Source organism: Escherichia sp. F1 (genome assembly GCF_046764225.1).
GTDB lineage: Bacteria > Pseudomonadota > Gammaproteobacteria > Enterobacterales > Enterobacteriaceae > Escherichia > Escherichia coli.
On the sequence record NZ_CP177202.1, the window covers coordinates 1,903,862 to 1,919,500 of the forward strand.

16 protein-coding genes and 1 other annotated feature are annotated in these 15,639 nt (G+C 45.7%); of the genes, 7 read left to right on the forward strand and 9 right to left on the reverse strand.

The features are described from left to right. Position 1: 1 nt before the first annotated feature. From ACK8NJ_RS09100 to wzzB, 7 genes are all read left to right on the forward strand, one after another. A complete protein-coding gene (locus tag ACK8NJ_RS09100; protein WP_154735966.1) occupies positions 2 to 379 on the forward strand; it encodes a capsular biosynthesis protein in 378 nt (125 codons plus the stop codon). Then, the gene (locus tag ACK8NJ_RS09105) at positions 376 to 1,998 is read left to right on the forward strand and encodes a hypothetical protein (RefSeq protein ID WP_000600822.1); all 1,623 of its coding nucleotides are present in this window, start codon (positions 376 to 378) and stop codon (positions 1,996 to 1,998) included. The genes ACK8NJ_RS09100 and ACK8NJ_RS09105 overlap by 4 nt, the downstream gene beginning before the upstream one ends. Then, the gene (locus ACK8NJ_RS09110; RefSeq protein ID WP_154735965.1) at positions 1,995 to 2,729 is read left to right on the forward strand and encodes a capsular biosynthesis protein; all 735 of its coding nucleotides are present in this window, start codon (positions 1,995 to 1,997) and stop codon (positions 2,727 to 2,729) included. Before ACK8NJ_RS09105 ends, ACK8NJ_RS09110 begins: the two co-directional genes overlap by 4 nt. Then, the gene (gene wzx, locus ACK8NJ_RS09115) at positions 2,726 to 4,141 is read left to right on the forward strand and encodes an O78 family O-antigen flippase (protein ID WP_154735964.1); all 1,416 of its coding nucleotides are present in this window, start codon (positions 2,726 to 2,728) and stop codon (positions 4,139 to 4,141) included. Before ACK8NJ_RS09110 ends, wzx begins: the two co-directional genes overlap by 4 nt. A gap of 62 nt (positions 4,142 to 4,203) precedes the next feature. After that, a complete protein-coding gene (gndA, locus tag ACK8NJ_RS09120; protein ID WP_230041819.1) occupies positions 4,204 to 5,610 on the forward strand; it encodes an NADP-dependent phosphogluconate dehydrogenase in 1,407 nt (468 codons plus the stop codon). A gap of 247 nt (positions 5,611 to 5,857) precedes the next feature. After that, on the forward strand, positions 5,858 to 7,024 hold the full coding sequence (gene ugd / locus ACK8NJ_RS09125) for a UDP-glucose 6-dehydrogenase (RefSeq protein ID WP_411962374.1): 1,167 nt from the start codon (positions 5,858 to 5,860) through the stop codon (positions 7,022 to 7,024). Between the two features lie 146 nt (positions 7,025 to 7,170). After that, positions 7,171 to 8,148: an LPS O-antigen chain length determinant protein WzzB gene (wzzB, locus tag ACK8NJ_RS09130; protein ID WP_411962519.1), complete on the forward strand. Its 978-nt coding sequence runs from the start codon at positions 7,171 to 7,173 to the stop codon at positions 8,146 to 8,148. 96 nt (positions 8,149 to 8,244) lie between these two features. Here the strand turns inward: wzzB and hisIE are convergent, their stop codons facing one another. The 9 genes from hisIE to hisL all read right to left on the reverse strand — a co-directional run bounded on the left by hisIE (position 8,245) and on the right by hisL (position 15,474). Beyond that, positions 8,245 to 8,856, reverse strand: a complete 612-nt coding sequence (hisIE, locus tag ACK8NJ_RS09135) for a bifunctional phosphoribosyl-AMP cyclohydrolase/phosphoribosyl-ATP diphosphatase HisIE (RefSeq protein WP_411962375.1) — start codon at positions 8,854 to 8,856, stop codon at positions 8,245 to 8,247. Further along, the gene (gene hisF / locus ACK8NJ_RS09140) at positions 8,850 to 9,626 is read right to left on the reverse strand and encodes an imidazole glycerol phosphate synthase subunit HisF (protein WP_062893635.1); all 777 of its coding nucleotides are present in this window, start codon (positions 9,624 to 9,626) and stop codon (positions 8,850 to 8,852) included. Before hisF ends, hisIE begins: the two co-directional genes overlap by 7 nt. Then, positions 9,608 to 10,345, reverse strand: a complete 738-nt coding sequence (gene hisA / locus ACK8NJ_RS09145) for a 1-(5-phosphoribosyl)-5-[(5-phosphoribosylamino)methylideneamino]imidazole-4-carboxamide isomerase (protein WP_411962376.1) — start codon at positions 10,343 to 10,345, stop codon at positions 9,608 to 9,610. The genes hisF and hisA overlap by 19 nt, the downstream gene beginning before the upstream one ends. Continuing rightward, on the reverse strand, positions 10,345 to 10,935 hold the full coding sequence (hisH, locus tag ACK8NJ_RS09150; RefSeq protein ID WP_001103560.1) for an imidazole glycerol phosphate synthase subunit HisH: 591 nt from the start codon (positions 10,933 to 10,935) through the stop codon (positions 10,345 to 10,347). The genes hisA and hisH overlap by 1 nt, the downstream gene beginning before the upstream one ends. Then, entirely contained in the window at positions 10,935 to 12,002 is a 1,068-nt protein-coding gene (hisB, locus tag ACK8NJ_RS09155) for a bifunctional histidinol-phosphatase/imidazoleglycerol-phosphate dehydratase HisB (protein ID WP_061354362.1), read from the reverse strand. Before hisB ends, hisH begins: the two co-directional genes overlap by 1 nt. Further along, positions 12,002 to 13,072 carry a histidinol-phosphate transaminase gene (gene hisC / locus ACK8NJ_RS09160; RefSeq protein ID WP_000108937.1) on the reverse strand — a complete coding sequence of 357 codons (1,071 nt, stop codon included), beginning with the start codon at positions 13,070 to 13,072 and terminating at the stop codon, positions 12,002 to 12,004. The genes hisB and hisC overlap by 1 nt, the downstream gene beginning before the upstream one ends. Beyond that, complete coding sequence (hisD, locus tag ACK8NJ_RS09165) at positions 13,069 to 14,373, reverse strand: histidinol dehydrogenase (RefSeq protein ID WP_064226601.1); 1,305 nt, start codon at positions 14,371 to 14,373, stop codon at positions 13,069 to 13,071. Before hisD ends, hisC begins: the two co-directional genes overlap by 4 nt. 5 nt (positions 14,374 to 14,378) lie before the next feature. Next, the gene (gene hisG / locus ACK8NJ_RS09170) at positions 14,379 to 15,278 is read right to left on the reverse strand and encodes an ATP phosphoribosyltransferase (RefSeq protein WP_000131789.1); all 900 of its coding nucleotides are present in this window, start codon (positions 15,276 to 15,278) and stop codon (positions 14,379 to 14,381) included. 46 nt (positions 15,279 to 15,324) lie between these two features. After that, positions 15,325 to 15,448: a sequence feature (His leader region), on the reverse strand. Further along, the gene (gene hisL, locus ACK8NJ_RS09175) at positions 15,424 to 15,474 is read right to left on the reverse strand and encodes a his operon leader peptide (RefSeq protein ID WP_001364200.1); all 51 of its coding nucleotides are present in this window, start codon (positions 15,472 to 15,474) and stop codon (positions 15,424 to 15,426) included. It overlaps the preceding feature by 25 nt. Between the last annotated feature and the right edge of the window lie 165 nt (positions 15,475 to 15,639).

The following is a 15,639-nucleotide window of genomic DNA, read 5'->3' on the forward strand; positions in this document are numbered from 1 at the left end:
AATGAAGCGAATTATTATAGACTTGGATAATACTATCACAATCCATAACGATGAACCATACGGTAAAAAACCAGTAAATCAAGATGTTGTAAATAAAATGAAGATGTATAAAGAGCTGGGTTATACAATCACAATATTTACCGCCCGTAATATGAATACTTTTTCAGGTAACATTGGGAAGATAAATGTTCATACAATGCCTGTTATAATTGACTGGTTAAATCGTAATAATATTCCATATGATGAAATTATTGTGGGTAAACCATGGTGTGGGACAAATGGATTTTATGTTGATGATAAGGCGATTAGGCCTTCAGAGTTTATAAGCTTGTCAGAAATGGAGATTGCTGAACTACTGAATAAGGAGGTAAAAAAATGATTCTAATAAACTCTGCTGCTTACGTTAATGACGACCTAAGAGCTGAATTCGGTTTGCTACCACCGTGCTTTTTACCCCTTGGTAATAGAAGACTATATCATCATCAGATTGAGTCGTTAAGGAAAGCTTTTCCTGAAGAAAAAATATATTTATCTCTACCGGAAGAGTATCACATTGGTAGGTATGATCAACAATACTTTAATGAAAATGATATTACAATACTAAAAACTTCTTATACTTTATCACAAGGACATAGTCTGTATCGGTTGTTAAATGATTTTAACTTAATCGAATGTGATAAACTAATTATTAATTATGGTGATACTTTTTATCATACCTTTGAAGCTACGAGTGATGATTATTTTTATGTATCTAATAACATCGGCTACTATAACCGAGCATCTGTTGTAATTAATGGTGATAAGCTTATTATAAATAAAGATAATCCAGCTGTTGATAATGGTGAGTTGGTTATTTCTGGTTTCTTTTGTTTCAGTAATATTGGGAGGTTATGCGAATGCTTGAAAAAGATGAACTATGATTTTCTGTCGTCTTCTGAATTGTATTACTCGTCGGTTGCAACAAAAGTTTTAAAAAATGATCATTGGTATGATTTTGGTCATTTAAACAGCTTTTTTACATCAAGAACGAGTATCACTACTGAGCGTGAGTTTAATAGTCTTCAAATAAATAATTTTTGTGTGATAAAAAAAAGTAAGAAGAAAGCAAAAATGCTAGGCGAAGCGAATTGGTTTTTGAGTTTGCCGCCTGCATTGAGTATCTTCACTCCGAGGGTTTTTGATGTTAGAGAAGATAATGATTATGCAGAGTATACAATAGAATATCTTTATAATCTTCCTTTGTCTGATATGGCAGTGTTTTGTGAGTTACCTAAGTCATGTTGGGTGAATGTGTTTAACTCGTGTCGAGATTTCTTAAATAGATCAAAAGAATACTCTAATAGTAAAAAAACGCTAGATATGTCTGAACTGGCATCATATGATAAATTGTACTATGATAAGACCCTAAAAAGGTTACATGATTTTGAATTGACAACAAACATACAATTGACTAAAGATGTTATATTTAATGGTAAAAGGTTCCCATCGATAAAAAAAATAGCAGAAATATCATCACGCTTTATTAACCCAACTAAGAGTGATGATGTTATAATTACACATGGCGATTTTTGCTTTAGTAATATATTATACGATTTTAGAAGTCAGAGAATTAAATTAATCGATCCCAGAGGTATTAACTATAACAATGAGTTAAGCATATGGGGAGATATAAGGTATGACTTGGCTAAGTTATGTCACTCGGTAATTGGATGTTATGATCTTATTATCGCTCAGAAATTTTTGCTGGAATACGATTATGTAGATAACAGAATTGAATTTGAACTATATGATGATAACTACAGCGACATAGTGAATTCATTTTTAGGCGTGTTTAATTCTTTTGAAGAATTTGGGTATACTATTGAAGAGATACAATGTATAACCATACATTTATTTTTATCAATGTTGCCGCTTCATTCTGATTCTAAACTTAGACAAGAAGCATTTATAGCAAATGCTTATAGACTGTTCAGTTTGTTAAATTTGGAGTATTTATGACAACGATTGTAATTCCTATGGCAGGACAATCATCACGCTTTTATAAAGCAGGTTATGATGTTCCTAAGTATAAGTTAAAAATTAATAACAAAAGCGTATTTTTTCATTCACTACGAAGTTTTCTAAAATTTAAGGATCATTTTTTTCTAATTATAGGTATTAAAGGCATACTAGATGAAAAGTTTGTTCAATATGAAATGGCCGAATTAGGTATAAATGATTTTGAAATTGTTTTGCTCGAACAGCAAACAAATGGTCAAGCAGAGACGGTTGTGAAAGGAGTAAAAAATTGCAAGAGAGATATTAGTGACATTTTAATTTTTAATATAGATACTTTTCGCAGAGAGATTAATTTGCCTGATAATTTTAGTTTGAAAGAATGCTCTGGGTATTTGGAAACATTTTTAGGGTCAGGTGAAAATTGGAGTAATATTATGCCTGAATCAGATGTCCCTAATCAAGTAAAAATGACTGCGGAAAAACAAAATATATCTGAATATTGTTGCACTGGTTTATATTACTTTGGTGATTATAAGTTGTTGAATATAGCTTATAATAACTGGCTAGAAAATGAAGATACTACTAAAGAGGTGTATATCGCTCCTCTATATAATCATTTGATTACATGTGGGCACAAAATTTTTTATACCGTTATAAACAGATGTGATGTAGTGTTCTGTGGTGTGCCTAATGAATATGAAAAAATAAAGAATGGATTTGACTGGAAATGAGACAGCACAGAAAATTAGTCAGTTATGCTGTGATTATTACTTTTTTGTTTATACCTATACAAGTTATTCTGTCGTTAATTTTTAACTATTATTTAGCTAAAAACGTTGCTCTGGATGTTTTAAATGCTTGGTATATGTTTTTTGCACTCATTTCCCTTTTTTCTTTGTTGGAATTTTCCTATCCCATATTAGCAATTAATTTTTTTAACAGCTATCAGGGAAATTGTAAAGGAGCTCTGTCTTTCTTCATAAAGAAATCATTAGGGGTAGTAATACCCCTTCAGATCATATTTGTTGTAATTTATAGCTTATTTGTTAACCCGCTTTTTATTTATTTTGGTATGGGTTTGGTGGTACGTAGTATATCGAATATTATTAATGCATGTGTATATGCAAAACAAAATATTATTATCGATAAAGTTTATCGATTTCTGTACGCCATAATTATGCCAACTGCTTTCCTTTTCTTGTTTTATCATTCTGATAAAAACATTGATTTGTATGAATTAACTCTTGTATGGTTTTTGAGCTCACTATTCTGCTTAATATATTCTTTGTCATTTTTACTCCTTAAGCATAAGAAGTCAGTCAACAGGAGCGAAAAGCCATTCCATCTACCATTCAAGTATAACCTTAAGCTTTTTTTTACTGTTTTTCCTGCAATTTTCATCTATACATTGTCTATATATTATTTGAAAATATTTGGTTCAGAAAGCAGTTCTAGTTCTACTATTATATATGGTTTCTTTTTGCAAATATTTAATGTTTATAATTTGATAATTATTTTGGTTGCAAGTTATTTGATGCCTACGCTCTCAAAGCGTTTCCATGATGGTGTTGATGTTATCCCTCTCACACTTAAACTATTAGATATCAGTGTGCTTATATCTGTTATTTCTACTTCTTTTGTGGCATTGTTAGGTATTCCTGTTGCGGAGTATATTCTTAAGGGGAAAATAGATGTAATATCCTACTATTATATAGTAGCAATAATTATTATATTCTATATTGAAACATGTCAGGTTATTCTAACCTCAATTGGCACTGCCATTGGTATTTACGATTTTCATAGGCAAAGTATTATATCAGCAGTTATGGTTTTAATTCTGTCATGTTTTTTAATACCTCATTACAATGCTGAGGGTTTGATGTATAGTATCATTATATCTCAATTCTTTACATGCTTTATTTATAACCCTAAACGTGTTATAAATAAAATTGGATTAGATAAAGTTAATTATATAAAAAGATTAATGGTGCACTTTTTGTTTATGTTGACTCTTATTTTTATGGGGTTATATTTTCAAAATGATGATATATTGCCGAGAGTTGTGATTCTTTCTTTTATCACATTGATTGGTGTTTGTTTTCTCTACCCAAATGTGAAAAAAATAATTGTTGATTTCTTGTAGTTTTTTAATTTTATTTGCATTTTAAATGGAAAATCTTGTTCTATCTTAGAAAGGAGTTAACAATGCTGAAGCAACAGATCGGCGTCGTCGGTATGGCAGTGATGGGGCGCAACCTTGCGCTCAACATCGAAAGCCGTGGTTATACCGTCTCTATTTTCAACCGTTCCCGTGAAAAGACGGAAGAAGTAATTGCCGAAAATCCAGGCAAGAAACTGGTTCCTTACTATACGGTGAAAGAGTTTGTTGAATCTCTGGAAACGCCTCGTCGCATCCTGTTAATGGTAAAAGCAGGTGCAGGCACGGATGCTGCTATTGATTCCCTCAAGCCGTACCTCGATAAAGGTGACATCATCATTGATGGTGGTAATACCTTCTTCCAGGACACCATTCGCCGGAACCGTGAGCTTTCTGCCGAAGGCTTTAACTTCATCGGTACCGGTGTTTCCGGTGGTGAAGAGGGCGCGCTGAAAGGTCCTTCCATTATGCCTGGTGGGCAGAAAGAAGCCTATGAACTGGTTGCGCCGATCCTGACCAAAATCGCCGCAGTGGCTGAAGACGGTGAGCCATGCGTTACCTATATTGGTGCCGATGGTGCAGGTCACTATGTGAAGATGGTTCACAACGGTATTGAATACGGTGATATGCAACTGATTGCTGAAGCCTATTCTCTGCTTAAAGGTGGTCTGAACCTCTCCAACGAAGAACTGGCGCAGACCTTTACCGAGTGGAATAACGGTGAACTGAGCAGCTATCTGATTGACATCACTAAAGACATCTTCACTAAAAAAGATGAAGACGGTAACTACCTGGTTGATGTGATTCTGGATGAAGCAGCTAACAAAGGTACCGGTAAATGGACCAGCCAGAGCGCGCTGGATCTCGGTGAACCGCTGTCGCTGATTACCGAGTCTGTGTTTGCACGTTATATCTCTTCTCTGAAAGATCAGCGTGTTGCCGCATCTAAAGTTCTCTCTGGCCCGCAAGCACAGCCGGCAGGCGACAAGGCTGAGTTCATCGAAAAAGTTCGCCGTGCGCTGTATCTGGGCAAAATCGTTTCTTACGCTCAGGGCTTCTCTCAGCTACGCGCCGCGTCTGAAGAGTACAACTGGGATCTGAACTACGGTGAAATCGCGAAGATTTTCCGTGCTGGCTGCATCATCCGTGCGCAGTTCCTGCAGAAAATCACCGATGCATATGCCGAAAATCCGCAGATCGCTAACCTGCTGCTGGCTCCGTACTTCAAGCAAATCGCCGATGACTACCAGCAGGCGCTGCGCGATGTCGTCGCTTACGCGGTACAGAACGGTATCCCCGTTCCGACCTTCGCCGCTGCGGTTGCCTATTATGACAGCTACCGCGCCGCTGTTCTGCCTGCGAACCTGATCCAGGCACAGCGTGACTATTTCGGTGCGCATACTTATAAGCGCATTGATAAAGAAGGTGTGTTCCATACCGAATGGCTGGATTAATCTGATTTAATCAACAATAAAATTGAGGCCCGGCGTATATTATGCCGGGTTTTTTTTACCAATTATCTTATAGACTAAATTTCACTGCTTAATATTAACTTAATAAATATCAGCTATTCTTATAAAGAAATTCTGAATTGTTTTTCGTTGCGTTGACCATCTTACAACGTAGCGTTAAAACTTTTAACTCTTATCAGGATGCTAAAAACATCATGATTCATAGTTAAGTTAATTCTGAGAGCATGAAATGAAAATCACCATTTCCGGTACTGGCTATGTAGGCTTGTCAAACGGGCTTCTAATCGCACAAAATCATGAGGTTGTGGCATTAGATATTTTACCGTCACGCGTTGCTATGCTGAATGATCGGATATCTCCTATTGTTGATAAGGAAATTAAGCAGTTTTTGCAATCAGATAAAATACATTTTAATGCCACATTAGATAAAAATGAAGCCTACCGGTATGCTGATTATGTCATCATCGCCACTCCAACCGACTATGATCCTAAAACTAATTATTTCAATACATCGAGTGTAGAATCAGTAATTAAAGACGTAGTTGAGAAAAATCCTTATGCGGTTATGGTCATCAAATCAACGGTTCCCGTTGGTTTTACCGAAGCGATGCATAAGAAATATCGTACTGAAAATATTATTTTTTCTCCGGAATTTCTCCGTGAGGGTAAAGCCCTTTACGATAATCTCCATCCGTCACGTATTGTCATCGGTGAGCGTTCAGAACGCGCAGAACGTTTTGCTGCGTTGTTACAGGAAGGCGCGATTAAGCAAAATATCCCGACCCTGTTTACTGACTCCACTGAAGCAGAAGCGATTAAACTTTTCGCTAATACCTATCTGGCGATGCGCGTAGCATACTTTAATGAACTGGATAGCTATGCAGAAAGTTTAGGTCTGAATACTCGCCAGATTATCGAAGGCGTTTGTCTCGATCCACGTATCGGCAACCATTACAACAATCCGTCGTTTGGTTATGGTGGTTATTGTCTGCCGAAAGATACCAAGCAGTTACTGGCGAACTACCAGTCTGTGCCGAATAACCTGATTTCGGCAATTGTCGATGCTAACCGCACGCGTAAAGACTTTATTGCCGATGCCATTTTGTCACGCAAACCGCAAGTGGTGGGTATTTATCGTCTGATTATGAAGAGCGGGTCAGATAACTTCCGTGCGTCTTCCATTCAAGGGATTATGAAACGTATCAAGGCGAAAGGCGTTGAAGTGATCATTTACGAACCGGTGATGAAAGAAGACTCGTTCTTCAACTCTCGGCTGGAACGTGATCTCGCCACTTTCAAACAACAAGCCGACGTCATTATCTCCAACCGTATGGCAGAAGAGCTTAAGGATGTGGCAGATAAGGTCTACACCCGCGATCTTTTTGGCAGCGACTAACATTATGTTATCAGGGCGATTTTCGCCCTGATTCTCTTATGTTCCCTTTGTAATAATTCATTATTTTTATCATTTATCCTATAGCATTCATAGCGATTATCGCTAAACTATGGCGACTTAAAATTATTTCGTCCGATAGGGTAATGATGAGAGTAGAAAATAATAATGTTTTTGGGCAAAACCTTGACCCGGAACAGATTGATTTGATTGATTTACTGGTGCAGTTGTGGCGTGGCAAGATGACAATTATCATCTCTGTCATTGTGGCTATTGCCCTGGCTATAGGGTATCTGGTCGTTGCCAAAGAAAAGTGGACTTCCACAGCTATTGTTACTCAACCTGATGTGGGGCAAATCGCTGGTTATACCAACGCGATGAATGTGATCTACGGATCGGCTGTACCGAAAGTCTCCGACATTCAGGCTTCACTTATCGGACGTTACAGCACTGCATTCTCAGCATTAGCGGAAACGCTGGATAACCAGGAAAAATCAGAAAAGCTGACCATTGAGCCTACTGTTAAAAACCAGTCATTACCTTTAGCGGTGTCTTATGTTGGTGAAACACCTGAAGGTGCTCAGAAGCAGCTGGCGAAGTATATCCAGCAAGTTGACGACCAGGTAAACGAAGAAATGGAAAAAGACCTGAAAGACAACATCGCGCTGCGTATGAAAAACTTGCAGGATTCGCTGAAGACCCAGGAAGTGGTTGCGCAGGAGCAGAAAGATCTGCGTATCCGTCAGATTCAGGAAGCGTTGCAGTATGCGAATCAGGCGCAGGTGACAAAACCACAGGTTCAGCAGACTGAAGATGTGACGCAAGATACGTTGTTCCTTTTGGGGAGCGAAGCGCTGGAGTCGATGATTAAGCATGAGGCGACCCGTCCGTTGGTGTTCTCACCAAACTACTATCAGACACGTCAAAACCTGCTGGATATCGAAAGCTTAAAGGTTGATGATCTTGATATTCATGCTTACCGTTATGTGATGAAACCGACGTTACCTATTCGTCGCGATAGTCCGAAAAAGGCTATTACCTTGATTCTGGCGGTGCTGCTGGGTGGCATGGTTGGCGCGGGGATTGTGCTGGGGCGTAATGCTCTACGCAATTACAACGCGAAATAATCTTTGCAGCTTTAAAGAAAACGGGAAGGGTGGTGACACCTTGCCCGTTTTTTTTGCCGGATGCGACAACAACATCGCATCCGCTTACCCCGCAACTCACTGATGCCGTTTACGCAGGTTCTCAATCACCGTTGTTAAATCCAGATCCTGATCCTGCAACAGCACCAGTAGGTGATACATCAAATCAGATGCCTCGTTGGTCAGCTCAAAGCGGTCATTTACCGTCGCGGCCAGTGCGGTTTCCACCCCTTCTTCGCCCACTTTCTGTGCAATGCGTTTGGTGCCGCTGGCATACAGTTTGGCTGTGTAAGAGGTTTCCGGGTCGGCAGATTTGCGTTCGGCGAGCAGTTGTTCCAGTTGATACAGGAACAGCCATTGGTGAGCGGTGTCGCCGAAGCAGCTGCTGGTACCTTTGTGGCAGGTTGGCCCGATTGGATTTGCCAGCACCAGTAACGTGTCGTTGTCGCAGTCCGGCGCAATACTCACCACATTGAGAAAATTGCCCGACGTTTCGCCTTTGGTCCACAGTCGCTGTTTAGTGCGCGAGAAGAAGGTGACTTTGCCGCTTTCGATGGTTTTGTCTAAGGCTTGCGGGTTCATATAGCCCAGCATTAGCACTTCGCCGGATACCGCATGTTGCACAATTACCGGCATCAGTCCGTCGGTTTTTTCCCAGTCCAGTTCGCGACGTTGTAGTTCTGTTAACATATCCTGATCTCCACGCCCTGTGTTGCCAGGTACGCTTTTAATTCACCAATATTGATTATTTGTTTGTGGAATACGGAAGCTGCCAGCGCGCCGTCAACGTCGGCATCATGGAAGGCTTCGAGGAAGTGTTCCATGGTGCCCGCGCCACCGGAGGCAATCAGCGGGACGTGGCAAACTTCACGCACTTTTTTCAGCTGCTCGAGGTCGTAACCGTTACGCACGCCGTCCTGATTCATCATGTTGAGGACGATTTCTCCGGCACCGCGTTTTTGCACTTCCTGTACCCAGTCGAGCGTTTCCCACTGAGTGACGCGGGTGCGGCTTTCATCGCCGGTATATTGATTCACATGATATTTACCGGTTTCAGCGTCGTACCAGGTATCAATACCGACCACAATACACTGCACGCCAAAGCGATCCGCCAGGCGAGTAATTAACGTCGGGTCCGCCAGCGCAGGGGAGTTGATGGAAATTTTATCCGCGCCAAAGGAAAGAATTTTCGCGGCATCTTCCAGAGACTTAATCCCACCCGCCACACAGAACGGAATGTCGATCACTTCCGCCACGCGAGATACCCAGCTTTTATCTACCACACGGCCATCGCTGGAAGCGGTGATATCGTAGAACACCAGTTCGTCAGCACCTTCTTCGGCGTAACGTTTTGCCAGCGGCACGATATCGCCAATGATTTCATGGTTGCGAAACTGTACGCCTTTCACCACCTGACCATCACGAACGTCGAGACATGGAATTATGCGTTTTGCCAGCATGCGATGGCCTCCTTCACGGTGAATTTACCTTCCAGTAATGCACGACCAACTATTACGCCGCGCACGCCAGTGCCACGCAGGGCAGCAACATCATCAATGTCGCCAATACCGCCGGAGGACTGAAACGCCACCTGCGGATATCTGGCGCACACTTCTTCATATAAAGAGACGTTAGAACCTGCCAGCGTGCCGTCGCGTGAAATATCGGTACACAGCACATGTTTCAGGCCGACGGGCAGATAGGTTTCCACCAGTTGTTCCAGCGACACGCCCGAGTTCTCTTGCCAGCCGCTCACTGCCACCTGTTTGTTGCCTTGCTCGTCAATACGGACATCCAGCGCCAGCACTAAGGCATCGGCACCGAAACGTTCAAACCAGCCTTTCACCCTTTCTGGTGATTTCACCGCGGTGGAGCCGACTACGACACGCGCAACGCCTGCTTCCAGTAACGCCGCCACGTCTTCTTCGCTACGCACGCCGCCGCCAACCTGCACCGGAACGTTAACGCCCGCGACCAGGGTTTTAATCAGCGGGATTTGACGTTTAGCCGGATCTTTTGCCCCGGTCAGATCCACAAGGTGCAGCACTTCAGCACCTTGTGTGGCGTAATCCTGTAAGCGTGGCAGCGGGTCGTTACCGTAATCGCGTTGTTTGCCATAATCGCCCTGATGGAGACGCACCACGGTGCCGTCGATTAAATCTAATGCCGGAATAATCATTACATCTCCAGGAAGTTTTTCAGCAACTTAGCGCCAGCGGCACCAGAACGCTCCGGGTGAAACTGCACGCCGTAGAAGTTATCTTTTTGTACCGCCGCGGTGAACGGTTCGCCGTAATTACACTGGGCGATGGTCCATGGATTGACTGGCATTGCGTAACTGTGAACAAAGTAAAAGTACGCGCCGTCTTCAATCCCCTGAAACAGGCGGTTGCCTGCCTGCGGGTAAACGCGGTTCCAGCCCATATGCGGCAGCGGCAGACCAAAGTCGGTCATTTTCGGCACGTCTTCGTCGATGATGCCCAGCAAGTCAACGCCATTGCTCTCTTCGCTGCGTCGTCCCAGCAGTTGCATCCCTAAGCAGATGCCCAGCACCGGTTGGGTACAGGCTTTGATGAGATCAAACAGCTCGCGCTCACGCACCTGATCCATCGCCGCTTGTGCGGTGCCGACGCCAGGCAAAAACAGTTTATCGGCCAGCAACACCACATCAGGATCACGGCTGACTTTGGGTTCATAACCGTGGCGCGCAATGGCAGACTTCACCGAGTTCAGGTTGGCGCAGCCAGTATCAAGGATCACCACGTTCATTACAGCACTCCTTTCGACGAGGGCAGGGTATCGCCTTCCACGCGGATGGCCTGGCGCAGGGTGCGACCAAAGGCTTTGAACAGGCTCTCTACACGGTGATGATCGTTTTTACCTTTGGTTTTCAGGTGTAGCGTCACGCCCATGGTGTAAGAGAGCGAACGGAAGAAGTGCTCGATCATTTCAGTGCTGAGATCGCCCACGCGCTGGTAGGTAAATTCAGCTTTATATTCCAGGTGCGGGCGACCAGAGATATCCAGTGCGCAGCGGGCAAGGCATTCGTCCATCGGCAGCACAAAACCAAAGCGGCAAATACCGCGTTTGTCGCCAAGAGCAATTTTTAATGCTTCGCCCAGCGCCAGGCCGGTATCTTCGACGGTGTGGTGATCGTCGATATAGAGGTCGCCTTTGACGTTGATTTCCATCCGGAAACCGCCGTGGGTGGCGATCTGATCCAGCATGTGATCAAAGAATCCCACGCCGGTGTTAATCTTGCTGCCGCCTTCGCGATCCAGCCACACCTGAACGTCAATCTGCGTCTCTTTGGTGTTGCGCACTACATGGGCGTAACGGTCTCGTTTAGTGAGTTGCTCGCCAATCATCGGCCAGTTCAGGGTTTCGCGGTCGTAGCGTAAACCATTAATACCCATGTTTTCCGCCAGTTGAATATCGGTCGCGCGATCGCCAATCACATAACTGTTGGCACGCTCCATCGCTTGCTCAGCGAGATAACGCTCCACCAGTTTTACTTTCGGCTTACGGCAGTCGCACTCATCTGCGGGCAGGTGCGGGCAAATCAGCACTTCATCAAACTGCACGCCTTGCGAGGTGAAGATCTGCATCATCAGGTTGTGCGGGCCATCAAAATCCGCCTGCGGGAAACTTTGTGTTCCAAGACCATCCTGATTAGTGATCATCACCAGTTTGTAGCCCGCTTTTTGCAGCTTCAGCAGTTCCGGGATCACGCCCGGTTCAAAGGCGAGTTTGTCAAAACGATCCACCTGAAAATCACTCGGCGGTTCGCTAATCAGGGTTCCATCGCGATCGATAAAAAGATACTTCTGACTCATCAAACTTGCTCCGCACGTAAGGCGTCAATGACGCGCTGGCTTTCTTCACGGGTTCCGACGGTAATTCGCAGGCAGCCGCTTAAAGAGGGTTGTTTATTCTGATCACGTAAGATAATGCCCTGATCCCACAAAGATTTAAACACTGCACTGGAGGCTTTAAAGCGCGCCAGAATGTAGTTGGTTTCAGAATCGAAAACCTGCTCCACGCAGGGGATCTCTTTCAGCGCGGCAATCAGGTATTCGCGTTCTGCAATAATTTGCGCCACCCGCTCACGCATGGCGATAATTCCCTGCGGGCTTAACGCCTGGGCCGCAATGTCGGCAACCGGCGTCGAGAGCGGGTAGGGGGCGATCACTTTCATAAGCAGGTTGATGACTTCTTCGTTTGCCAGCGTAAATCCGCAACGAAGCCCCGCCAGAGCAAAAGCTTTCGACAGTGTGCGCAAAATAGCCAGGTGCGGATATTCCGCCAGCCAGCCAGCCAGCGATGCCTGCGGGCAAAACTCGATATAGGCTTCATCGGCAACCACAATGGCTTTTCCGCGGGTTAGCTCCAGCAGAGTGCGAAAATCCTGCGGATTGATCAGTTGCCCGGTCGGGTTGTTGGGGCTGCAAACATAGACCACTTTTACGCCGTCCAGCTTGTCGGAAATGCCCTGCAAGTCCAGTTGCCAGTTGTCCAGCGTCGGCACTGTGCGGCACTCGACGCCAATGGTTTCAGCGCTGACGCTGTACATGCCGTACGTTGGCGGGCAGTAGAGGATGGCGTCTTTACCTGGTTCGCAAAAAGCGCGAATCAGTAGTTCAATACCTTCGTCCGCGCCACGGCTGACCAGCACCTGCTCCGGTTTTACGCCTGCATACTGCGCGTAATTTTCAATCACCGCTTTCGGCTGACATTCCGGGTAGCGGTTGAGCGTTTGCTGAGTAAGCTGAAACTCCACGGCTGTGGGGTATTCGTTGGCGTTCAGCCAGACGTCGCCGTTACCGCCCAGACGACGCGCCGACTGATACGGCGTCAGGTTGCGGACGTTTTCACGCGCTAAATCGGTAATAGTCACGGTGCTCATGCTTGCTCCTTAAGGGCGTTAACACGCAAAGTAACGGCATTTTTATGGGCGGTCAGGCGCTCGGCGGCGGCCAATGTTTCAATGGTCGAAGCCAGCGCGGAGAAACCTTCTTTCGACAGTTCCTGCACGGTCATGCGCTTCTGGAAATCTGCCAGCCCGAGGCTGGAACAGGTGGCGGTGTAACCGTAAGTCGGCAGAACGTGGTTGGTGCCGGAGGCGTAATCACCTGCCGATTCCGGTGACCAGTCACCCAGAAATACCGAACCGGCACTGGTGATGCCATCGACCAGATCGCGGGCGTTGCGGGTCTGGATGATCAGGTGCTCCGGGCCGTACTGGTTAGATATCTCCACGCACTGCGCTAAATCGTTGGTCACAATCAGGCGGCTGGCGCTCAGTGCCTGGCGGGCGGTTTCAGCTCTCGGCAGTTCTGCCAGCTGGCGTTCGACAGCTTCGGCAACGCGACGCGCCATATCAGCAGCGGGCGTCAGTAAAATCACCTGAGAGTCCGGGCCGTGTTCAGCCTGGGAGAGCAAATCAGAAGCCACGAAATCCGGCGTTGCGCCGCTGTCAGCAATCACCAGCACTTCCGACGGGCCTGCGGGCATATCGATCGCCGCACCGTCCAGACGCTGGCTCACCTGACGTTTTGCCTCGGTGACAAAGGCGTTACCTGGCCCGAAGATTTTGTCCACTTTCGGCACGGATTCTGTACCAAACGCCAGCGCGGCAATGGCCTGTGCGCCGCCGACGTTAAACACGTCCTGCACGCCGCACAGCTGCGCCGCGTAAAGGATCTCATCGGCAATCGGCGGTGGTGAGCACAGCACCACTTTTTTACAGCCCGCAATACGCGCCGGAGTTGCCAGCATTAATACCGTTGAGAAGAGCGGGGCGGAGCCGCCAGGAATATACAAACCCACTGAAGCTACCGGGCGCGTGACTTGTTGGCAACGTACGCCGGGCTGAGTTTCAACATCTACCGGCGGCAGTTTTTGCGCAGTATGGAAGGTTTCAATATTCTTTACTGCCACCGCCATCGCCTGTTTTAGCTCGTCGCTCAGGCGTTCGCTGGCGGCGGCGATCTCCTCAGCAGACACCTTCAGCGCGGTAACCGTGGTTTTATCAAACTTCGCGCTGTATTCCCGCAGGGCGTCATCACCGCGTGCTTTCACGTTATCGAGAATATCGTTAACGGTGCGGGTAATGCTTTCAGAAGCGGAGATCGCCGGGCGCATTAACAGCTGGCGTTGTTGCTTTGCAGTACAGCTATTCCAGTCAATGATTGTGTTAAAGCTCATGGCGATCACTCCATCATCTTCTCAATCGGCAGCACCAGGATTGAACTGGCACCCAGCGCTTTCAGTTTTTCCATCGTTTCCCAGAACAGGGTTTCGCTACTGACCATGTGCATCGCTACGCGCTGTTGATCACCTGCCAGCGGCAGAATAGTTGGGCGTTCGGCACCTGGCAGCAGGGCGATGACTTCATCCAGGCGTTCGGTCGGTGCGTGCATCATGATGTATTTTGATTCGCGCGCCTGGATCACACCCTGAATACGGGTCAGCAGTTTGTCGATCAGTTGCTGTTTGGATCCTTCCATTTCGCCATCGCGTTGGATCAGGCAGGCTTTCGAGCGGTAGATAACTTCGACTTCGCGCAGGCCGTTAGCTTCCAGCGTGGCACCGGTGGAAACCAGATCGCAAATCGCATCTGCCAGTCCGGCACGCGGGGCGACTTCGACAGAACCGTTCAGTAAGCAGGATTTAAAAGAGATGCCTTTCTGGTCGAGATAACGCTTGAGCAGGTGAGGATAAGAGGTGGCGATACGTTTACCGTTTAAGGAGAGCGGGCCGTCCCAGGCTTCATCAACCGGCGTTGCCAGCGAAAGGCGGCAGCCGCCGAAATCCAGACGACGCAGGGTAAAGTAGCGCGGATCTTCGCCCTGGGCGCGGCGGTTAAGCAGCTCTTCTTCCAGTACGTTTTCGCCGATAATCCCAAGGTCTACCACGCCATCCATTACCAGACCGGGAATGTCGTCGTCACGCACGCGCAGAATATCAATCGGCATGTTTTCTGCCATCGCGATCAGGCGCTGGGTGTGAAGATTAATTTTAATGCCACAGCGCGCCAGCAATTCGCGTGAGTCATCACTTAAACGGCCGGATTTCTGCATAGCTATGCGTAAACGAGTGTTGTCTGTCATTTTCTTATTCCTCTTTAAACCTGTCTGAACCGTTATCAACCGCGCAATAAAAAAGCCCCCGGAAGATGATCTTCCGGGGGCTTTCTCATGCGTTCATGCACCACTGGAAGATCTGAATGTCTTCCAGCACACATCGCCTGAAAGACTAGTCAGGATGATGGTGATGATGGTGGTGTTTAAATTGAACGCGTGTCATAAAAGTCTCTGTGAATGTTTATTCAACTGATGTCTTTTAACCTAAACCACTTTCACGTTAGAAAGCAAGGGCTTTTTTATATATTTTATGGCGATGGATTTGTTTAATGAATGAGCGGGGAAAGAGGGGGCTAAGAGGACTGACCTCTAAGCTGACGGCACCAAA